Below are 21468 nucleotides of genomic sequence, written 5' to 3' on the forward strand. Positions count from 1 at the left end.
TCATTGGGGAGGAAAAAACTTATTTATTTATGGAGGAAATATCATGGCTGTTATTTCAATGAAACAATTATTAGAAGCCGGTGTTCATTTTGGACACCAAACTCGTCGCTGGAACCCTAAGATGAAAGAATACATCTTTACTGAAAGAAATGGAATTTACATTATTGACTTACAAAAAACTGTTAAGTTAGTAGATTCTGCTTACAATTTCATGAAGGATGAAGCTGCTAAGGGTGCTACTGTACTTTTTGTTGGGACTAAGAAGCAAGCTCAAAACTCAATCGAAGAAGAAGCTACTCGTGCTGGCCAATACTTCGTTAACCACCGTTGGTTAGGTGGAACTTTAACTAACTGGGATACGATCCAAAAGCGGATTGCTTACCTTAAGAAGTTAAAGAAGATGTCTACTGATGGTACTTTTGACTTACTTCCTAAGAAGGAAGTTTCACTTCTTAACAAGAAGATGGCTAAGTTAGAATACTTCTTAGGCGGAATCGAAGATATGCCTAAGATTCCTGATGTTTTATTTGTTGTTGATCCTCGTAAGGAAGCAATTGCTGTTCACGAAGCTCACATCTTAAACATCCCAATCGTTGCAATGGTTGATACTAACTCAGATCCAGACGTTGTTGACGTTGTAATCCCTTCAAATGATGATGCTATTCGTGCCGTTCGTTTGATTACTTCTAAGATGGCTGATGCTATCATTGAAGGTAACCAAGGTGAAGAAGGCGTTAGCGAAAATGATTTTGAAGCTACTTCCGCTGACAATGCTGAAGAATCAAAAGAAGATAATGAATAATTAATAAGCACTTGGGCTGACTCAATTTTGGACCGCTAAGGCCTAGGTTTGGGTCAGCTTTTATTATGAACTAAAAGGAGAAATAAATATGGCTGCTAAGATTACTGCTGCTCAAGTTAAACAATTACGTGAAAAGACTAGTGTTGGAATGATGGATGCTAAGAAGGCATTAGTTGCTTCAGATGGTGATGAAAAGAAGGCCCTTGATTACTTACGTGAAAAGGGAATTGCTAAGGCTGAAAAGAAGAGTGGCAATGTTGCTGCTAACGGTTTAGCACAAATCGCTGTTGATGGTGATACTGCTGCTATCGTTGAAGTTAATGCTGAAACTGACTTCGTTGCAACTAATGATGATTTCAAGAAATTAGTTGATTTAATTGCAAACACGATTGCTGCTAACAAGCCAGCTAATATGGATGATGCATTAGCATTATCTACTCCAGATGGTAGTATCAAAGAAAGCATTATTCATACTACTCAAATTACTGGTGAAAAAGTTTCTCTTCGTCGTTTCCAAGTATTTGAAAAAGATGCTAACGGACACTTTGGTGCTTACCTTCACAATGGTGGCTTAATTGCTGCTTTAGTTTTACTTGAAGGTAGTGATGATGCTACTGCTAAGCAAGTTGCAATGCACGTTGCTGCTGCTAACCCAGAATTTATGAGTAGAAACGATGTTCCTAAGGATCGTTTGGATCACGAACGTGAAGTCCTTAAGAAGGAAGCCTTAAATGAAGGCAAGCCAGAAAACATTGTTGAAAAAATGGTTGAAGGTCGTTTGAACAAGTTCCTTGCTGGAATTAGTTTAGCTGACCAAGAATTTATCATGGATAGTGATCAAACTGTTGGTAAATTTGTTGAAAGCAAGGGTGCTCAATTAAAGGGCTTTGCTAGATACGAAGTTGGTGAAGGAATCGAAGTTGAAGAAACTAACTTTGCTGACGAAGTAAATGGTCAAATCAAATAATTAGATTATTTAATAAAAATTGCGCTCTTTTGAGCGCTTTTTTTGTGAAAAATGTTATATTCAGTTTAAGAACCACTTTTGATAGGTGATATACGCTATCACAATTTTAAATATTATGATAGAATTATCATGATATAAAAGTTTGGGGAGGAAAAATAATGGCAGACCTAAAATATAAGCGAATAATCTTAAAGCTTAGTGGTGAGGCCCTTGCAGGTGAACAGGGCTTTGGCATCAATTTACCAGTAATGCGGTCAATGGCTAAGGAAATTAAACAAATTTATGATTTGGGAATTCAAATCGCGATTGTTGTCGGTGGCGGTAATATGTGGCGTGGAGAAGCTGGATCAAAAATGGGTATGGAAAGAGCACAGGCTGATTATATCGGGATGCTTGCTACCATTATGAATGGACTATCTTTACAAGATAACCTAGAAGCAGTTGGAGTGCCTACACGCGTCCAAACTGCAATTGAAATGAGACAAATTGCTGAACCGTACATTAGAAGAAAAGCAGTTCGTCACTTAGAAAAGAATCGCGTCGTTATCTTTGCTGGAGGAACTGGAAATCCATACTTCTCAACTGACACAACTTCTGTTTTACGAGCTGCAGAAATTCATGCAGATGCTATCTTAATGGCTAAAAACGGTGTTGATGGAATTTATTCTGACGATCCAAATATTAATCCAGATGCAGTTAAGTATGATACACTTACCTATATGGACATCATCAACGAGGGGCTTAGCGTAATGGATACTACCGCAAGCTCGTTGGCGATGGATAATCAAATTCCATTGGTTGTATTTAATCTAAATAAGCCAGGGAATATTAAAAAAGTTGTACTAGGTCAACAAATTGGTACAACGGTAAAGGAGAATTAATTAATGGCTAATTCGAATGACATTTTAAATAGTGCAAAGGCCAAGATGAAGAAGGCTCAAGAAGTACTTGAACGAGAATTATCAAGTATTAGAGCTGGTCGCGCTAATGCTAGTATTTTAAACCGAGTAAAAGTTAGTTATTATGGAAGTGAAGTGCCAGTGAACCAAGTGGCCTCAATCTCAATTCCAGAACCTCGGGTAATTATGGTCACTCCATATGATAAAAGCGCCCTTGATGACATTGAAAAGGGAATTTTTGAAGCTGATTTAGGACTAAACCCAGCTAATGATGGAAGTGTGATTAGATTAGTAATTCCTCAATTAACAGAGGAAAGAAGACAGGAACTGGCTAAACAAGTTAAGGCTGTTGGTGAAGAAAGTAAGGTTGCCGTTCGAAACGTTCGTCGTGAAGCGATGGATGCGGTGAAGAAGGGGAACAAGAATGATGACTTCACTGATGATGAAGCTCACAGCTTGGAAGATAAAGTTCAAAAAATTACCGATGACTCAATCAGTGGTGTTGAAAAGATTGTTAGTGATAAGGAAAAAGAAATCACTAATAATTAATACTAAATTAATTAATAAGGGAGAAATGCTTTATGGCTGAAGATAGCGTAGAAATTACACCAGGAACAAAAGAATTTAATAACATGGTTTTTAGATTGAACCAACCAATCGTAAATGGAAACACTGAATTTTTGAACTATGCTGGAAATCCATTGGAACCATTACAAGATGATATTTATGTAATGCCTGCATACGTTGAAGATGGTTTTAACTTATTCATCGTTGTTTCAAAATTAATTGCAGACGATTGGATCATTGCATTTTCAAAGGCAACCATTGAAAATGGAAATGAAATCACTGATTTATCAGAACCAATTCCTACTGGTGAAGGACTTAATATGCTTGGTGAACGCAAAGCAGAAGAAGCTAATAAGTTACTTCAATACTTCAATACTTTAATTGAAAGTAACCGTGGTGAATGGAGATTAATTCAACGGCCAGACGAAAACTAATTAAATTAGCTGAATTTAATTCGGTGGTTAATTTTAATTAAATAATGTATTATATAAAGGATGGGTATCTACTCATCCTTTATTTTGATTTTAGATGGAGTAATAATTATGTTCAGAAAAAAAGAAAGTATTACTAATGATGAACTTGATATGAATCGTATTCCTAATCATATTGCGATTATAATGGATGGGAACGGCCGTTGGGCTCAAAAGCGGCACCTGCCTAGAATTGCAGGTCATAAAAGGGGAATGGAAACTGTTAAAACAATTACTAAGACTGCTAGTCGATTAGGGGTAAAAGTGCTGAGTCTATACGCCTTTTCTACTGAAAATTGGAAACGGCCCGATGAAGAGGTCAGTTATTTAATGAGTCTTCCTGGTAAATTTTTTAGTAGTTTTGTTCCTGAATTAATCGATAATAATGTTCGAGTTCAAGTGATGGGGGAATTAGATCAATTGCCACAATCGACCCAAGAAGTTGTCCAAAAGGCGATTGCTGATACCGCTGATTGTAATGGAATGATTTTGAACTTTGCACTTAATTATGGATCAAGGGACGAAATCCTTTTAGCTACTCGTAAAATTGCAAAAGCAGTGCAAAGTGGTAAAGTAGAAATTGATGAAATTGATTCTGAATTCTTTTCTCAGAAATTAATGACTAGCTCGTTAGGTGAATATGCTGATCCTGATTTATTGATTCGTACCAGTGGTGAACAAAGAATTTCAAATTTCTTGCTTTGGCAAATTGCTTATAGCGAACTAATTTTTACGAATGATTTATGGCCAGATTATAATGCTGATTCATTAAAAAATGCTATTTTAAATTTCCAGGGTCGTGATCGACGATTTGGCGGAATTAAAAATAAATAAGGAGTTAGTGATGAAACAAAGAGTTATTACTGCAGTGGTTGCGTTATGCATTTTTATTCCACTACTATTAATTGGTGGAATTCCATTTGATATCTTAGTTTTTGCGATGGGATTAGTTGCAATTAGTGAGATATTATTAATGAAAAAGATGATTTTGGTTTCACCTGAATCAACGATTTCCTTTTTAGGGGGACTATTCATATTAGCCCCTAGTAAAATGATGGATATAATGCCAAGCTACTTAACACCTACATTTATTATTTACATATTTGTAATGTTGTTATTATTAAGAATGGTATTTACTAAAAATCGGTTCAATTTTGATGATGTAGGAATTGCTGCTTTGTCATTTATATATGTTGGAATTGGTTTCCATTACTTAATCGTTGCAAGGGCTACGGGATTAAACGTAGTCTTGTACGCATTACTAATTGTATGGACTACTGATAGTGGGGCTTATATTTTTGGAAAACAATTTGGTAAGCATAAGCTTGCTCCGCACATTAGTCCGAATAAAACCTGGGAAGGTTCAATTGGGGGTTCGTTGCTTGCAACGATCGTATGTACGTTGATCGTATTTTTCTTCCCCCAAAATTTTTACTCGCTATTGCCAATGATTGCAATTACGATCATTGCTTCTATTGGCGGTCAATTTGGTGATTTAGTGGAATCTGCACTTAAACGTCATTATGGGGTTAAGGATTCAGGTAAAATTCTTCCGGGACATGGTGGAATCTTAGACCGTTTTGATAGCTTGTTGTTTGTTCTACCAATCCTGCATTTGTTTAATATTTTTTAGAAGAAAAGGAGAACAACGATGTTTACAACTATAATTGCATTCATTATTGTTTTTGGGATCTTAGTTTCTGTTCATGAATTTGGCCACTTTATTGTTGCAAAAAAGTGTGGAATTATGGTTCGTGAATTTTCAATTGGAATGGGTCCTAAAATATTTGCTCACCGTTACAACGGGACTACCTACACGCTTAGAATTTTGCCGTTAGGTGGTTACGTTCGAATGGCTGGGGGATACGATGATGAAGAAAGCCTACGCCCTGGGATGACGGTTACTTTGCAACTAAATGATCAGGGAATTGTAGAAAAAATTAATACTAGTAATAAAAATTCATTGTTCAATGGAATTCCATTGGTAGTTACCGAAGCCGATTTAGAAAAGGAATTGTGGATTCAAGGTTATGAAAATGGAAATGAATCAGAGGTAAAACGTTATTCTGTTGATCACGATGCTGTTGTTATCGAAGAAGACGGGACGGAGTTACAGATTGCACCACTTGACGTTCAAGTCCAATCCGCAACCGTTTGGCGTCGCATGGCAACTAACTTCGCAGGGGTTATTTGTAATATCTTATTAGCAATCGTTGCTTATACGATTTTTTCTTTTGTACAAGGTGGCGTTTTAAATAATTCCAATCAAATTAAATTAGCTGATAACGTTAATGTTGCTCGTGATGCTGGAATTAAGAATGGCGATGAAATCACAAAGGTTAACGGTGTCAGCACTAATAACTGGCAATCGTTAGCATCGACAATTGCTAGTAAGGCAAATGGAGATGATTTAAACTTAACCATTGAACGGGGCAATCAAACCAAGAATATCACTTTAAAGCCTAAGGTGGTTTCACAAAATGGCAAGAAAACTGCTGAAATTGGGATTCAAAGAAGTTCAAATTCTAATTTTTCTGCAATGCTGTTATCAGGATTTACCCAAACTTACGATACTGCTAAATCGTTATTATCTTCAATTTGGACAATGATCACAGGCCACTTTTCGTTAAATGACTTGGGTGGTCCGGTCGCAATTTTTGCTAATACCTCTCAGGCTGCTCAACTAGGAATTGGGGGAATCATTTATTTTATTGCTTTTCTATCAATTAATTTAGCAATTATGAATTTATTGCCAATTCCTGCCTTAGATGGTGGTAAAATTGTTATGAATATTGTTGAGGTAATTCGTCGAAAACCACTTTCAGAAAAAGTTGAAACAACGATTACACTTATTGGTTTTGCGTTTATGATTATTTTAATGATTCTAGTTACATGGAATGATATTGAAAGATTCTTTATCCATTAAATCTTATTTAGAGGTGTTTTAAATGAAACAATCTGCGATGCTGATTCCAACCCTGAAGGAAGTTCCCAATGGTGCGGAAGCACTTAGTCATCAAATGATGCTTAGAGCAGGGTACATTAGACAGGTATCTGCTGGAATGTATGCGTATTTACCACTTGCTTATCGAGTAATCACTAAAATTGAAGCGATCATTCGTAAGCATATGGATGCTACTAATGCTAATGAAATGTTAATGCCGGATGTTTTACCAGCTAAACTATGGAAGGATTCCGGTCGTTATGATACCTACGGGCCAGAATTATTTAAGTTTAAGAATCGTCATGATACTGACTTTATCTTGGGCCCTACTCACGAGGAAACGTTCACCGAGCTATTAAAGAACTCGGTCGATTCTTATAAAAAATTACCACTGGTCCTTTATCAAATTCAGTCTAAATATCGGGATGAAGATCGTCCTAGATATGGATTGCTTCGTGGTCGTGAATTCATTATGAAGGATGCTTATTCCTTTACTGTTGACGATGAAGGATTAGATAAGGTTTATCATGATATGGAAAAAGCTTACTGCCAAATTTTCGACGAAATTGGTCTTGATTATCGAATGATCATTGGTGATGGTGGTGCAATGGGTGGCTCAGATTCAATTGAATTTTCTGCCCCAGCTGCCGTTGGTGAAGATACGATCGTATATTCAGATAATGGTGACTATGCTGCTAATATTGAAATGGCAAAGTGTGCATATATCCCTAGTAAGTCTGATGAACAACCACTTGAATTAGAAAAAAAGGCGACTCCAGACACTAAGACGATTGAAAAGTTAGCCACTTTCTTATCCGTAAAGCCAAGTCAAATCATTAAGAGCGTATTATTCATCGCTGATGAAAGTCCCGTATTAGTAATGGTTAGAGGCGATCATGAAGTAAATGATGTTAAGCTCAAGAACTATCTAGGTGCTGATTTCTTAGACGTTGCTAATGAGGAACAAGTTCTGAAATTTATGGGAGCGCCTGCTGGTTATGTAGGGCCAATTGGGGTTTCTGACGATGTGAAAGTGTTAGCTGATCAATATGTTAAGGACATGGTTAATACCGTTGTCGGTGCGAATGAAGATGGCTATGATTACGTTAACGTTAATCCTGATCGTGATTTTAAGGTCAGTGCTTATGATGACTTTAGGGTCGTTCAAAAGGGTGATTTATCCCCTGATGGTTCAGAAAAATTACAATTTACAAAGGGAATTGAAATTGGACATGTTTTCAAGTTAGGGACGCGATATTCTAAAATTTTAGGAGCAGATGTTTTAGATGCAAATGGCCGTAAAAAACCAATTATTATGGGTTCTTACGGAATTGGGGTCAGCCGTTTATTATCAGCTGTTTCTGAACAACAAGCCGATGAAGATGGACTAGTGTGGCCAACTTCAATTGCACCATTTGATATTCATGTTATTCCAGTTAACGCCAAAAAAGCTGATCAAATGGACCTTGCTAATGAAATTGAAACTGATTTAACCACTGCTGGTTATGATGTATTAAACGACGATCGTAAGGAACGCGCTGGTGTTAAGTTTGCTGATTCAGATTTGATTGGGATCCCAATTAGAGTAACCGTCGGTAAGAAAGCTAGTGATGGAATCGTTGAAATTAAGATTAGAAAAACTGGTGAAACCCTAGAGGTTAAAAAAGCCGAACTTATTAGTACAATTGGAATTTTACAAAAAGAATTGAATTAAATTATTAAGAGAGGGCTGTTTTTCAGTCCTTTTTTAATCTTAATAGAAGGGAGTTCAATCAATTGAATAATCATGAATTATTTAATCAATTACTAAGTCAGCTAGAAATGAATGCCCATAGAGATGATGAATGTTTTAAAAATGCTGAAATTACCCAATTAGTGGTTCATAAAAAGAGTAGGGAATGGCATTTTAAATTTCATTTCTTAGAACAATTACCATTTCAAGTTTTTAATGACTTTATCCATCGCCTTTTTACGACCTTTGAATCATTAGTGAACGTTAGTTTTGAGATTCAAGTTGATCGACCAAAATTAGATAACCATTTAGTTAAGGAATACTGGAATTGGGTCGTTAATAATAGCAACTTGAATTCCATGATGGCAAAACAAATTTGTGATACTAGTGTGCCAAGCGTTAATGATGATCGTGTCAATTTGGTTGTAGAAAATGAAGAACTCAAAACCTTTTTGATTGACCATGCATTGGGTAAAATTGAAGAATGTTATGCGATGTGTGGATTTCCTAAGTTTATGATCAATACTTTTGTTAATCAAAGTGAGACGCAATCTAAAATTAGAGAAATCAAAAATATAAGGGAAAAACGGGATGCCGAGATTACTAAAAAGGCTATTGCTGCCATAAAAAAAGCGAATGCAAATCGTGAAAGCAAAGCTAAAAATGCTCCCATTACAAACGGCCCCGTTATTTTTGGTAAATTAATTAGTGATGATGCTGATGTCACTAAGTTAATTGATATTGTTCAAGAGGAACGATCAGTTGTCTTGAATGGTTTTGTTTTTGATAAAGAAGTTCGTTCACTACGTTCTGGTCGGCAGTTATTGATTTTTAAGGTGACCGACTTCAGTTCATCAATCGTAGTTAAGAAATTCTCCCGTAACGAACAGGATGAAGCTCAATTTGAAGCAATTCAAAAGGGTGGCTGGCTAAAACTCCGTGGTAGCGTTCAAGAGGATAATTATACGCATGAATTAACCATGAATCCGTACGATATTAATACGACGACCCATCAAGAAAGACAAGATACTGCTAAGGATAAGCGGGTTGAATTGCATCTACACACCAATATGAGTCAAATGGATGCCATCGATGGGATCGATGCATTTGCCAAACGGGCTAAACAATGGGGTCACAAGGCATTGGCAATTACGGACCATTCTGCATTACAAGGCTTTCCATCAGCATATAGTGCTGGTGAAAATAACGATTTGAAAATGATTTACGGTGTAGAAGCTAACGTTGTTGATGATGGAATGGAAATCGGGTTTAATAACGACCATCGCGATTTAAAGACCGCAACTTATGTTGTGTTTGATATTGAAACGACAGGATTATCAGCAATTTATGATAAGATTATTGAAGTTTCTGCTGTTAAAATGGTTCATAATAACGTTACTGCTCAATTTGAAGAGTTTATTGATCCAGGGTTCCATTTAAGTGAATTTACAACTAATTTAACATCCATTACTGATGACATGGTAAAGGGTTCCAAAAGTGAAGAAACGGTTTTAAAGATGTTTCGGGAATTCTGCGGAGATGCAATTGTAGTTGGGCATAACGTAACCTTCGATGTGGGCTTTATGAATGCTGGATACGAACGCTATGGAATGAGTAAAATTACTAATCCAATTATTGATACGTTGCCGTTAGCACGTTTTTTGTATCCTAACTTAAAGAGTTACCGTTTAAATACCCTTGCGAAAAAATTTGATGTTAGCTTGGAACATCATCATCGTGCGGTATACGATGCGGAAAGTACAGGCCATTTAAATTATATTTTCTTAAAGACGGCTGAAGATCGATATGGAATTAAATATCAAGATCAATTAAATGATCATATGACAGAGCATAGTGCTTATAAACACGCTCGACCGTTTCATGTCACCCTGCTGGCTAAAACTCAATTCGGATTGAAAAACCTCTTCAAACTAGTTTCGTTATCTAACGTAGAATATTTTTATCGGGTTCCACGGATTCCGCGTAGCGTATTAGTTAAATATCGGGAGGGAATTTTAGTTGGTTCAGCATGTGCTTCTGGTGAAGTTTTTACCGCCATGGTCCAAAAGGGAATGGAAGAAGCACGTCAAAAGGCTCAATTTTATGATTACTTGGAGGTTCAACCACAAGCTAATTATCAACCATTGATTGATTCTCAATTTATTCATGATCAAGCGCATTTACATGAAATCATCAACAATATGGTTGCCTTAGGACAAGAATTGGATAAACCAGTGGTTGCAACTGGTGATGCCCATTACGTAGACCCTCACGAATACATCTATCGTAAAATTTTGATTCATTCTCAAGGTGGAGCCAACCCACTTAGTAGGCAAAAGCTTCCTGAAGTCCATTTCTTATCAACTGATGAAATGTTGAATGACTTTAGCTATCTTGGCGATGAAGTAGCCAATCAAATTGTGGTTAAAAATTCTAATTTAATTGCTGATATGATCGATGATGATATCAAGCCTGTTAAGGATAAGTTATATACCCCACATATTGATGGGGCGGAAGATGAGATAAAAAAACTTACCTACAACAGAGCCTTTGATTATTATGGCGACCCGCTGCCTGATTTAGTTAAAAAGCGAGTTGATCGAGAATTAGATAGTATCATTAGCCATGGATTCTCAGTCATTTATTTAATTGCCCAAAAACTGGTGTTCAAAAGTAATAAGGATGGTTATTTAGTTGGTTCTCGTGGGTCCGTTGGGTCTAGTTTGGTTGCTACAATGGCTGGGATTACTGAAGTGAACCCATTGCCACCACATTACCGTTGCCCTAAATGTAGATATTCTCATTTCTATACGAAGGGTGAATATGCTTCTGGATACGATTTACCACGTAAAAATTGTCCGAAGTGTGGAACTGAAATGATCGGTGATGGGCAAAACATTCCATTTGAAACGTTCCTAGGGTTTAAGGGAAACAAGGTTCCAGATATTGATTTGAACTTCTCAGGTGATTATCAACCAATCGCTCATAACTACATGAAGGTGTTGTTCGGTGAAGACAATGTTTACCGTGCTGGAACGATTGGAACGGTTGCTGATAAGACAGCCTATGGTTACGTAAAGGCTTATGAACGCGATACTGAACAAAATATTCGTTCTGCTGAAATCGATCGACTGGCCCAAGGCGATGTCGGGGTGAAAAGGACTACTGGTCAACATCCAGCTGGAATCATTATTGTGCCGAGCGATATGGATATTTATGACTTTACTCCCATCCAATATCCCGCCAATGATCAAAAAGCCGAATGGGAAACGACGCACTTTGATTTCCATTCCATTCATGATAACATCCTCAAAATGGATATTTTGGGACATGATGATCCGACCATGATCAGAGCACTTCAAGACCTTTCTGGAATTGATCCACAAACGATTCCAATGGATGATCAAGGAGTTATGTCAATTTTTTCAGGAACGGACGTATTAGGTGTGACCTCGGAACAAATTCAATCCAAAACGGGGACATTAGGGGTGCCTGAATTTGGGACGAAGTTCGTACGGGGGATGTTAGAACAGACCCACCCGCAAAACTATTCGCAACTTCTGCAAATTTCTGGTTTATCCCATGGGACCGATGTTTGGCTAGGAAATGCTGATGAGATTATTAAGGACGGGACTGCAACGATCGCTAACGTAATTGGTTGTCGTGATAATATCATGACTGATTTAATTAACTGGGGTCTTGATTCTGAAACGGCTTTCCAAATCATGGAATCAGTTCGGAAGGGTCGTGGAATTAAGGATGAATGGCGTAAAGAGATGAACGCAGCCAAAATTCCAGAATGGTACATTCAATCTTGTTTAAAAATTAAGTATATGTTCCCTCGTGCCCATGCCGCAGCTTACGTTCTAATGGCCCTGCGGGTAGCATACTTTAAGGTGTACTTCCCAATCGTTTACTATGCTGCTTATTTCTCGATTCGAGCTGATGATTTTGATGTAGTTGCCATGGCAAGCGGAAAAGAGTCTGTCAAAGAAGCGATGAAAACGATCCAAGATCAAGGCAACGAAGCATCTGCTAAGGATAAGAACTTGTTAACGGTCTTAGAATTAGCCAACGAAATGTTAGAACGTGGGTTTGAGTTTGAAATGATCGATTTAAAGCGTTCTGATGCTGAAAAATGGATTATTGAAGGAAATAAGCTATTAGCACCATTTCGGGCGATTCCAGGGCTTGGGTTGAACGTTGCAAAACAAATCGTGGCTGCTAGAGAAGACAAATCGTTCTTATCCAAGGAAGACCTGGCTAAACGTGGCAAGGTTTCTAAAAAGATCATTGAATTTATGGATGAAAATGGAGTGTTGAAAGGCTTGCCAGATGAAAATCAGTTGAGCCTATTCGACATGCTATGATTTGAGTTTAATCCTAACTTATGGTATATTACTACTAGTAATTAATACTCGTTTAAAGGAGTGAGCAGGGATGCTCACTCTTTTTATTGGATTTAATAGGAGGTATGCATACAAATTGAGTAACGTTCCTGAGATTGTGAAAGATATCTTAACACCGATTTTAAATGAACATCATTTTGAATTGTTCGATATTGAATACGTTAAAGAAAGCCAAAAGTGGTATTTACGGGTTTATATTGATAAACCTAACGGTATTACGATTGAAGATTGTGCAATCATTAGCGATCAATTAGGTGAAGAATTAGATGCAATGGATCCTGATCCAATCCCACAAGCTTATTATTTAGAAGTATCATCTCCCGGCGCAGAACGCCCCTTGAGAAATGCAAAAGAGATTGAAGAAGCAATTGGTAGCTATATTAACGTTTCATTGTATTATCCAATTAAGCAAAATAAGGTATACGAAGGGACTTTAAAGGGAGTTACAGAAGAAAACGATTTAGTAATTGAATATAACGACATGAGTGTCTTTAGGGAGTTAACAATTCCTGCAAAAGCAATTGCTAAAGTTAGACTCGCAATTAAGTTTTAATTTAAAGGAGAATCGGAATGAGTAAAGAATTATTGGGTGCTTTTGATGCTTTAGAAAAAGAAAAGGGCATTAAGAAGGAAACCATTATCGACGCTTTAGAGGCAGCTTTGACTTCTGCTTATAAGCGTAATTATGGTCAATCACAAAATGTAGATGTAGAATTTGATAATAAGAAGGGTGATATTCACGTCTATGCTGTTAAAAAGATTGTTGACGTGGTTGAAGATGCCCAGACTGAATATAGTATTAAAGATGCCCTTTTAATTAGCCATGGTTATGAAGTTGGTGATGACATCAAGATCGAAGTTACTCCTAAGAATTTTGGTCGCATCGCTGCCCAAACTGCAAAGCAGGTAATTATGCAACGGGTTCGAGAAGCTGAACGGGAAATGGTTTATAATCAATTTAGTCAATACCAAGATGAGTTAATTACTGGAGAAGTAGAACGTTCAGATAGTCGTTTTGTGTACATTAATCTTGGCAAGGTCGAAGCTGTAATGCCTGTTAGTAACCAGATGCCAAATGAAGAATATCGACCACAAGATAAAATCAAGGTATATGTTACTAAGGTTGAAAACGCTTCTAAGGGCCCTCAAGTATTTGTTAGCAGAACGGCACCTGGACTATTAAAGCGTTTATTTGAACAAGAAGTTCCTGAAATCTACGATGGAACTGTTGAAATTGTCTCAATTGCTAGGGAAGCTGGGGACCGCTCAAAAGTAGCTGTTCGCTCTAATAACCCTGATATAGATCCTGTTGGAACCACTGTTGGTCCTAAGGGACAACGGGTTCAAACAATCGTAAATGAACTTGGTGGCGAAAATATGGATATTGTTGAATGGACTGACGATAAGGCGAAGTTCATTGCCAACGCTTTGAATCCGTCTGAAGTAGTCGATGTTATTTTCGACCCTGAAAACGATCAAGCTTGTACGGTGATTGTACCTGATTATCAATTATCATTAGCAATTGGGAAGCGTGGACAAAACGCTCGATTAGCTGCTAAGTTAACTGGATTTAAAATTGATATTAAGTCAGAATCAGAAGCAGATGAAAATATTTATGAAAATCACACTGCTGCTGAAGATCCTGATAATGATGAAAACGCTGATTAGTTATCAGTAGGGAGGTTCAAATGCGACGTCGAAAGGTTCCAATGCGTAAAGATATTGTCACGGGTGAAATGGCTCCTAAAAAAGAGTTGATTAGAATCGTCCGTGATAAAGAAGGCAACGTAAGCATTGATAAAACTGGTAAAAAAGCCGGGCGCGGTGCTTATATCTCAATGGATGTAGAAATTGCAAAGCAAGCTAAGGCTAAAAAAACATTTAACAAGGTTTTTGACACTAATGTTGATGATCAATTTTACGATGATTTAATTGCTTATACTGATCATGAACAAGCAAGAAAAAAATTATTTGAAAATGAATAATCAAAAATATTTAAATTTAATCGGAATCGCCAAAAGAGCTGGTAAGGTAGTTACTGGCGAGGCAATTATTTTAAATGCAATTAAAAAGCATCAAGTTGCTCTTTTGATTATTGCAAGCGATACCGGACAATCATCTACCAAGAAGTTTATTGACAAAGCGGGTTCGTATCAGGTTGAATACCATCACTTTATTTCTAAACAGGAATTAAGCGATGCAATCGGTGCTCCCCGAACAATGATTGGAATTACTGATCGTGGCTTTGCCAGAAAGCTTTCTGAAATAAAAAATAGTTAAAGGATAGTGATTATATGGGTAAAAAGCGTATTTATGAATTAGCTAAAGAGCTCAATGTTACCAGCAAGCAACTAATTAACAGTGCTAATAGTAAGGGTATCTCGGTTCATAACCATATGTCTACGATTGATGATAACCAAGAAAAGCAAATTAGAGCTGCATTAAAGAGTAATTCAGCTAAACCAACGACACGAACTAATTCTAAACCACAAAATAATCAACAACATGGTGGCAATCAAAACCGAAACCAAAATAGCCATGCTGACAAAAGACAGGGGGGCCACCAAATTAATAATAAACCTAGTCATAGTAATGCTAGTCAGTCAAATAATAACCATCGGTCTAATAATTCGAATGGGCAAAGAAATAACGTTCAATCTGGTTCTGGTCGAAATACTAATAATGCTAGTAATAATTCGAACGGTTTTAACAAAAATAATCGGAAGAACAAGAAGAAATTTAACAAGCGGAATAACAATTTCAATAGTAAATACACTAAGAATCAACGAATTCGCCAAATTCATAAGCATAACGATGCTCCTAAACGGAAAGATCATCCACTTCCAAAGGTATTAGAATATACTGATGGGATGAATGCACAAGAAATTGGGAAGGTCCTTCACAGAGAACCTGCTGAAATTGTTAAAAAGTTATTCATGCTTGGGGTTATGGTTAACCAAAACAAATCATTGGATAATGAAACCATTGAATTGCTAGCCACTGACTACGGAATTGAAGCCAAGGAAAAAGAAGAAGTTAACGTTTCTGATCTTGATAAGTTATTTGATGAAGAAGAACACAACACGGCTTATCAAGAAAACAGACCACCAGTGGTTACGATCATGGGACACGTTGATCATGGTAAAACCACCCTATTGGATTACTTGAGACATTCTCACATTACTTCTGGTGAAGCTGGTGGGATTACCCAAGGAATTGGTGCTTATCAAGTTAAGCATGATAAAAAGACAATTACTTTCTTGGATACTCCTGGTCATGCTGCTTTTACTGCCATGCGGGCACGTGGAGCTGATATTACTGATATTACGATTTTAGTGGTTGCTGCTGATGATGGAGTAATGCCACAAACCATCGAAGCCATCAACCATGCTAAGGCTGCAAAGACCCCAATTATCGTTGCAATCAATAAGATTGATAAGCCAGGGGCCAACCCAGATCACGTTACTGAACAACTTAGTAACTACGGATTAATTCCTGAAGACTGGGGTGGCGATACCATCTTTGTAAAAATTTCAGCTAAATTCGGGACCAACGTTGATGAATTATTGGACATGATCCTATTGCAAGCTGAAGTGATGGAATTAAAGGCTAATCCACGGCAAAATGCTGCTGGTTCAGTAATCGAAGCTCGTCTTGATCGTGGAAAGGGAACCGTTGCAACGCTGTTAGTTCAACAAGGGACCATGCACGTTGGGGATCCGATTGTAGTTGGTGATACCTTTGGTCGAGTGCGGACTATGGTTAATGAACACAACAAAGAAATGAAGGAAGCCACCCCATCAACTCCTGTTGGAATTACTGGATTGAACGACGTTCCAGAAGCAGGGGATCGGTTTATTGTCTTTGATGATGAAAAGACCGCCCGTGCTGCTGGAGAAAAACGGGCTCAAGCAGCTCAAGAAAATGATCGTCGTCAAACGAACCATGTTACATTGGATAACTTGTTCGATTCACTTAAAGAAGGTGAAATGAAGCAAGTTGATATTATTATTAAAGCTGATGTTCAAGGTTCAGTTGAAGCACTTTCTTCTAGCCTTCAAAAGATTGAAGTAGAAGGAGTGCGTGTTAATATCATTCATACCGGAGTTGGAGCCATTAATGAAAGTGATGTGGCCTTAGCAGAGGCAAGTAACGCAATCATTATTGGATTTAGTGTTCGTCCCACCCCACAAGCTAAGGCTCAAGCTGAAAGCGATAACGTTGATATTCGTTTACATCAAGTGATTTATGATGCAATCGATGAAGTGGAATCCGCTATGAAGGGAATGCTAGAACCCACATATAAGGAAGAAGTTACTGGTCAAGTTGAAGTGAGAGAAATTTATAAAGCTTCTAAGATCGGAACAATTGCTGGTGGGATGGTAATCTCAGGTTATATTAACCGTGATAGTAAGGTACGGCTAATTAGGGACAATGTTGTGATTTTTGATGGCGAACTTGGCAGTTTAAAACGCTTTAAAGATGACGCTAAGAGCGTTAAACAAGGTTTTGAATGTGGGCTTACAATTGAAAATTATAATGATATTAAGGTCAATGATGTTATTGAAGCCTACATTATGAAAGAAGTTCCAATCGAATAATTCGATTAAGGAGGATACTATGGCACAATATCGTGTAGGGCGACTACAACAAGAAATTCAAAGAGAAGTTAATGATTTGTTATTGAAGGAAGTACGTGACCCCAGAGTTAAGGGCGTTACAATTACCGGAGTGGAAGTCACTGGTGATCTTCAACAAGCAACGATTTTTTACAGCATTCTCTCTGATAAAAAGAGTGATGAAGAAAATACCCAAAAGGGATTGGATAAGGCAACCGGAATGATTAGAAGTGCGTTAGGCGCTCGGTTAAGAAACGTCTATAAGACACCAGAAATTCATTTTGAATTAGATGATTCAATTCAATACGGGAGTAAGATTGATCAATTGATCAATAAACTACAACGCGAAGATAAATAATTTTAAAAGAGTAGGTAATAATCATTTGTTATCTACTCTTTTTATGTTTCAATTAATATTAATTAGAGAAAAGATAGGGAGTCGTTAATTATGGATGGAATCATCCCATTGAACAAACAACGTGGAATGACTAGTTTCGATTGCGTCAGAAAACTACGTGGAATTTTGCAAACTAAAAAAATTGGACATAGTGGAACGCTCGATCCAAACGTTGACGGTGTTTTACCAATTTGTATCGGTAGTGCAACTAAGGTGGTTGATTTTTTGATGAATTCTGGAAAAGTTTATCGAGGAGAAATCACCCTTGGGATGTCAACGACTACCGAGGATTTAGATGGTGATGTTGTTGAACGGAAGGCAATTACGGATCCGTTTTCAGAAGCATCAATTAATCAGGCGATGCAACGGTTGGTTCAACCTGAACTGTTACAAATTCCACCAATGTATTCAGCTGTAAAAGTCAATGGTCGCCGTTTATACGAATATGCACGGGCGGGTGAAACTGTAACACGGCCCCAGCGGCACGTTCGCATTGACTACTTTAAAATTATTGCTCCCATTGAATATGATAAAGAAGAACAAGTTCAGCGAATCAAGTTCGAAGTAGGTTGTGGAAAGGGAACCTATGTCCGCACTTTATCGTTTATGGTTGGCCAAATCTTAGGGGTACCAGCTGTAATGTCTGATCTTACTAGGATTAAGAGTGGCGGCTTTACGATTGATGAATCGGTTACGCTAAGTCAAGTGAAAGCAGCGATGGAAGATGGCAACATTAGTAATGTTTTGTATCCAATTGATCATGCACTGGGTGGATATCCAAGTATTGAATTGAGCCCGAACCAGTGGAAAACGGTGCAAAATGGTGGATTTTTAAGTCCCCAAGATATTAATATGGATAATGATGAAATTGCTGTAAGGTTTAATCAGCAAATTAAGGCGTTGTACTATTACAATCATGAACAGGGATTTTATAAACCATTAAAAATGTTTAGTGTCAATTAGGAGTTTACAATGAAAATTTTAAAGATTCACCATCCAATGAAAGATTTAAATTTGAATGAACCAGTTGTGCTTGCAATGGGTTTTTTTGATGGGCTCCATTTGGGTCATCAGCAAATAATCAATCGAGCAAAATCAATTGCTGAAAAACGCGGAGTTAAATTAGCAGTTTTAACTTATGATCATCATCCATCAATCGTATATCAACAATTAAACGCGCATGATAAGCGTTACTTAACGCTGATGGATTATAAAATGGAACTCTTTGAGCGCTTAGGCGTTGACATCGTATTCCAGATTAGTTATACAAATGCATTCCAAGCGCAAAGTCCACAGGAATTCGTCGATAATTATCTTTGTCGCTTTAATGCAGTGGCGGTATTTGCTGGTTTTGATCATACTTATGGAAAAAAGAATGCTGATATGAATTTATTACCTCAATATGTAAAGAATCGTTTTGAAGTGGTTGATGTTGCATCCTTTGATATTGACAATAAAAAAGTGAGTTCTACTCGGATTCGCCAAAACCTAGATGATGGTCATATTGATACCGTTAATCGGTTGTTAGGCAGGCCCTTTGTTACTACGGGAACTGTTGTGCATGGATTTGCTCGCGGGCGTGAGTTGGGATTTCCAACAGCTAACGTTGAGCATAGCGAATATCAATGGTTGCCAGCAATTGGAATCTACATTGTAAGGATGCAAATTGGTGATCAATGGTACGATGGGATGGCTTCGATTGGCCGTAACGTAACGTTTGGTGATTCACATCCCATTACCGTTGAAATTAATTTATTTAACTTTGATCAAAATATTTATGGTGAAGTAGTAAATATCGAATGGCTCCATTGGACGCGCGGTGAGGTTAAGTTCAACGGGGTAGAAGCCTTGATCGATCAGCTGCATCAAGATCAAAAAACGGCTCAAAAGTTTTTAAGTGATTTGTGAGTGTCTTTCTTGACTTATAATCGCTCCTTTGGTAAATTATATATGTAGCTTAGCACTTGAAGGATATGAGTGCTAAAAAAGGAGTGATTATTAATGCTAACAGAACGTCAAGAATTGATTCTTTCTGGAATCGTTCAGGATTATACTCAATCGGGAACGCCTGTTGGTTCTAAAGCATTAGTTAATCAACTTCCGTTTCACGTTAGTTCTGCTACGATCAGAAATGAAATGGTGGTTTTGGAAAATATGGGGTTAATTGAAAAAACCCACTTATCTTCCGGACGGATTCCATCGATTAATGGTTATCGTTATTACGTCGATCATTTGACATTGTCAAAGGTCAATACGATGAGTGATTTGGAAATCATTCATAAGGCGTTAGATTCAAATTACCATAAGATCGATGAGCTAGTTCAAAAATCTGCTAATATCCTATCTGATTTAACTAACTATACTGCTTTGACTTTGCAGCCAGAGCAGGCTCAAAGTAGGCATCTAAAAGGATTTAGATTGGTTGCATTAGGTGATCAACGTGTTATGGCGATTCTGGTAACTGATAATGGGGATGCGGAAACTGAATTGTTCCGCATTTCCGATGGTGTTACCGGTGAACAACTAGAGTCAGTCGTTAATTTGATTAATGATCGACTTGTTGGCCAGCCATTATCGGTGGTATTAGAGCAACTAAAATCTGTAATTCCAATGGAAGTTAATAAGTACTTGCATTCTCCGAATGGCTTTATTGACATCTTGGATGAGGTCCTTATGAGAGCAACTAGAGATCGCCTTTACGTTGGTGGTGAAATGAACCTATTGAGTTTTACCAATCAAAGCGATGTTAGTTATCTCAAACCGCTGTATTCGATGTTAAATCAATCTGGTGAAATTTCTAAATTTTTAGGAAATTCAGAAGATGGTGTTTCGGTTCAGATCGGTTCTGAAATGAGTAATGAATTATTGAAAAATTATAGTGTCATTACAGGGACCTATGATGTTGGTCAATACGGTAAGGGAATGATTGCTGTGTTGGGGCCTACTCGAATGCCTTATTCGAAGGTAATTACCTTGGTCAGTGCATTTAGAGAAGAGCTTACCAAGCGTTTGTTAGGTTACTATGGAGAAAACAAATAAATCTAGAGGAGGGTTTTGTTTGGCATCTAAGAAAAAGCAAGATGAAGAAAAGCAAAATTCTGCGGAAGCTACTGAAACAGAGAAGTTAAAGGCTGCAGATGAGCAAGCTAATGCTGAAGACAAACAAGCTGATAAAGCAATTATTGATTTAAAACGGCAGTTGGATGATATGGAAAATAAGTATCTACGGACTGCAGCTGAGTTGCAAAACGTTCAAAATCGGGCTAAAAAAGACCAAGCAACCATCTTGAAGTATGATGGCCAAAAGCTTGCAACTAATATTTTACCGATCGTTGATAATTTAAACCGAGCCCTTGAAGTTAAGGTGGATGATAAAGCCGGTCAACAACTTAAACAAGGGGTTGAAATGGTTTCGAACCACCTAACTAAGGCTTTGAGTGATAGCAACATTAAAAAAATTGATGCGGAAGGCAAGAAGTTTGATCCGAATTTCTGTCAAGCCGTTCAAACGGTCCCAGCAGATGATGCTCATCCAACTGATCACGTTGTGAAAGTATTACAAGATGGCTATCAATTAGCTGATCGTGTGATTCGTCCAGCGATGGTCGTTGTTGCAAAATAAACAAACAATTAATAAATAAAAAATAAAAAGTGAGGTAAAT

20 protein-coding genes are annotated in these 21468 nt (G+C 37.5%); all 20 read left to right on the plus strand.

The features are described from left to right. The first annotated feature begins 43 nt into the window (after window positions 1–43). The 20 genes from rpsB to grpE all read left to right on the plus strand — a co-directional run bounded on the left by rpsB (window position 44) and on the right by grpE (window position 21428). Window positions 44–802: a 30S ribosomal protein S2 gene (rpsB, locus tag ACSYTJ_RS03095; protein ID WP_491716163.1), complete on the plus strand. Its 759-nt coding sequence runs from the start codon at window positions 44–46 to the stop codon at window positions 800–802. Window positions 803–890: 88 nt separating this feature from the next. Continuing rightward, complete coding sequence (gene tsf / locus ACSYTJ_RS03100) at window positions 891–1769, plus strand: translation elongation factor Ts (RefSeq protein ID WP_491716164.1); 879 nt, start codon at window positions 891–893, stop codon at window positions 1767–1769. A gap of 158 nt (window positions 1770–1927) precedes the next feature. Then, window positions 1928–2650, plus strand: coding sequence for a UMP kinase (pyrH, locus tag ACSYTJ_RS03105; RefSeq protein ID WP_491716165.1), 723 nt, complete (start codon window positions 1928–1930; stop codon window positions 2648–2650). Window positions 2651–2653: 3 nt separating this feature from the next. Continuing rightward, window positions 2654–3217 (plus strand): ribosome recycling factor, encoded by a 564-nt coding sequence (gene frr / locus ACSYTJ_RS03110; RefSeq protein ID WP_491716166.1) that lies wholly within the window; start codon window positions 2654–2656, stop codon window positions 3215–3217. A gap of 32 nt (window positions 3218–3249) precedes the next feature. Then, window positions 3250–3669 carry a hypothetical protein gene (locus tag ACSYTJ_RS03115; protein WP_491716167.1) on the plus strand — a complete coding sequence of 140 codons (420 nt, stop codon included), beginning with the start codon at window positions 3250–3252 and terminating at the stop codon, window positions 3667–3669. Between the two features lie 108 nt (window positions 3670–3777). Beyond that, entirely contained in the window at window positions 3778–4539 is a 762-nt protein-coding gene (gene uppS, locus ACSYTJ_RS03120) for an undecaprenyl pyrophosphate synthase (RefSeq protein ID WP_491716168.1), read from the plus strand. A 10-nt stretch (window positions 4540–4549) separates the two neighbouring features. Continuing rightward, window positions 4550–5338 (plus strand): phosphatidate cytidylyltransferase, encoded by a 789-nt coding sequence (locus ACSYTJ_RS03125; RefSeq protein WP_491720093.1) that lies wholly within the window; start codon window positions 4550–4552, stop codon window positions 5336–5338. A gap of 18 nt (window positions 5339–5356) precedes the next feature. Beyond that, complete coding sequence (rseP, locus tag ACSYTJ_RS03130) at window positions 5357–6631, plus strand: RIP metalloprotease RseP (RefSeq protein ID WP_491720094.1); 1275 nt, start codon at window positions 5357–5359, stop codon at window positions 6629–6631. A 22-nt stretch (window positions 6632–6653) separates the two neighbouring features. Next, entirely contained in the window at window positions 6654–8363 is a 1710-nt protein-coding gene (locus ACSYTJ_RS03135; protein ID WP_491716171.1) for a proline--tRNA ligase, read from the plus strand. Between the two features lie 62 nt (window positions 8364–8425). Beyond that, window positions 8426–12751: a PolC-type DNA polymerase III gene (locus ACSYTJ_RS03140; protein WP_491720095.1), complete on the plus strand. Its 4326-nt coding sequence runs from the start codon at window positions 8426–8428 to the stop codon at window positions 12749–12751. Between the two features lie 115 nt (window positions 12752–12866). Then, window positions 12867–13343, plus strand: a complete 477-nt coding sequence (rimP, locus tag ACSYTJ_RS03145; protein WP_491716173.1) for a ribosome maturation factor RimP — start codon at window positions 12867–12869, stop codon at window positions 13341–13343. A 17-nt stretch (window positions 13344–13360) separates the two neighbouring features. Continuing rightward, entirely contained in the window at window positions 13361–14458 is a 1098-nt protein-coding gene (gene nusA, locus ACSYTJ_RS03150) for a transcription termination factor NusA (protein ID WP_491716174.1), read from the plus strand. 20 nt (window positions 14459–14478) lie between these two features. Beyond that, a complete protein-coding gene (rnpM, locus tag ACSYTJ_RS03155) occupies window positions 14479–14775 on the plus strand; it encodes an RNase P modulator RnpM (protein ID WP_491716175.1) in 297 nt (98 codons plus the stop codon). Beyond that, a complete protein-coding gene (locus ACSYTJ_RS03160; RefSeq protein WP_491716176.1) occupies window positions 14768–15070 on the plus strand; it encodes a L7Ae/L30e/S12e/Gadd45 family ribosomal protein in 303 nt (100 codons plus the stop codon). The genes rnpM and ACSYTJ_RS03160 overlap by 8 nt, the downstream gene beginning before the upstream one ends. A 14-nt stretch (window positions 15071–15084) precedes the next feature. Continuing rightward, window positions 15085–17391 (plus strand): translation initiation factor IF-2, encoded by a 2307-nt coding sequence (gene infB / locus ACSYTJ_RS03165; protein ID WP_491720096.1) that lies wholly within the window; start codon window positions 15085–15087, stop codon window positions 17389–17391. A gap of 19 nt (window positions 17392–17410) precedes the next feature. Next, window positions 17411–17767, plus strand: coding sequence for a 30S ribosome-binding factor RbfA (gene rbfA / locus ACSYTJ_RS03170; protein WP_491716178.1), 357 nt, complete (start codon window positions 17411–17413; stop codon window positions 17765–17767). Window positions 17768–17857: 90 nt separating this feature from the next. After that, the gene (truB, locus tag ACSYTJ_RS03175) at window positions 17858–18769 is read left to right on the plus strand and encodes a tRNA pseudouridine(55) synthase TruB (protein WP_491720097.1); all 912 of its coding nucleotides are present in this window, start codon (window positions 17858–17860) and stop codon (window positions 18767–18769) included. 9 nt (window positions 18770–18778) lie between these two features. Then, window positions 18779–19714 (plus strand): riboflavin biosynthesis protein RibF, encoded by a 936-nt coding sequence (ribF, locus tag ACSYTJ_RS03180; protein ID WP_491720098.1) that lies wholly within the window; start codon window positions 18779–18781, stop codon window positions 19712–19714. A gap of 93 nt (window positions 19715–19807) precedes the next feature. Next, window positions 19808–20845 (plus strand): heat-inducible transcriptional repressor HrcA, encoded by a 1038-nt coding sequence (hrcA, locus tag ACSYTJ_RS03185; RefSeq protein WP_491720099.1) that lies wholly within the window; start codon window positions 19808–19810, stop codon window positions 20843–20845. 19 nt (window positions 20846–20864) lie between these two features. Then, window positions 20865–21428, plus strand: a complete 564-nt coding sequence (grpE, locus tag ACSYTJ_RS03190; protein ID WP_491716182.1) for a nucleotide exchange factor GrpE — start codon at window positions 20865–20867, stop codon at window positions 21426–21428. Window positions 21429–21468 lie beyond the last annotated feature (40 nt).

The organism is Nicoliella sp. ESL1113 (assembly GCF_058509245.1).

Coding starts and splice junctions, on each gene's coding strand:
- tsf (WP_491716164.1), top strand. CDS start 891: ATGGCTGCTAAGATTACTGCTGCTCAAGTTAAACAATTACGTGAAAAG.
- pyrH (WP_491716165.1), top strand. CDS start 1,928: ATGGCAGACCTAAAATATAAGCGAATAATCTTAAAGCTTAGTGGTGAG.
- rseP (WP_491720094.1), top strand. CDS start 5,357: ATGTTTACAACTATAATTGCATTCATTATTGTTTTTGGGATCTTAGTT.
- hrcA (WP_491720099.1), top strand. CDS start 19,808: ATGCTAACAGAACGTCAAGAATTGATTCTTTCTGGAATCGTTCAGGAT.
- ACSYTJ_RS03115 (WP_491716167.1), top strand. CDS start 3,250: ATGGCTGAAGATAGCGTAGAAATTACACCAGGAACAAAAGAATTTAAT.
- uppS (WP_491716168.1), top strand. CDS start 3,778: ATGTTCAGAAAAAAAGAAAGTATTACTAATGATGAACTTGATATGAAT.
- rpsB (WP_491716163.1), top strand. CDS start 44: ATGGCTGTTATTTCAATGAAACAATTATTAGAAGCCGGTGTTCATTTT.
- rbfA (WP_491716178.1), top strand. CDS start 17,411: ATGGCACAATATCGTGTAGGGCGACTACAACAAGAAATTCAAAGAGAA.
- ACSYTJ_RS03135 (WP_491716171.1), top strand. CDS start 6,654: ATGAAACAATCTGCGATGCTGATTCCAACCCTGAAGGAAGTTCCCAAT.
- ACSYTJ_RS03160 (WP_491716176.1), top strand. CDS start 14,768: ATGAATAATCAAAAATATTTAAATTTAATCGGAATCGCCAAAAGAGCT.
- nusA (WP_491716174.1), top strand. CDS start 13,361: ATGAGTAAAGAATTATTGGGTGCTTTTGATGCTTTAGAAAAAGAAAAG.
- ribF (WP_491720098.1), top strand. CDS start 18,779: ATGAAAATTTTAAAGATTCACCATCCAATGAAAGATTTAAATTTGAAT.
- truB (WP_491720097.1), top strand. CDS start 17,858: ATGGATGGAATCATCCCATTGAACAAACAACGTGGAATGACTAGTTTC.
- frr (WP_491716166.1), top strand. CDS start 2,654: ATGGCTAATTCGAATGACATTTTAAATAGTGCAAAGGCCAAGATGAAG.
- infB (WP_491720096.1), top strand. CDS start 15,085: ATGGGTAAAAAGCGTATTTATGAATTAGCTAAAGAGCTCAATGTTACC.
- ACSYTJ_RS03125 (WP_491720093.1), top strand. CDS start 4,550: ATGAAACAAAGAGTTATTACTGCAGTGGTTGCGTTATGCATTTTTATT.
- rnpM (WP_491716175.1), top strand. CDS start 14,479: ATGCGACGTCGAAAGGTTCCAATGCGTAAAGATATTGTCACGGGTGAA.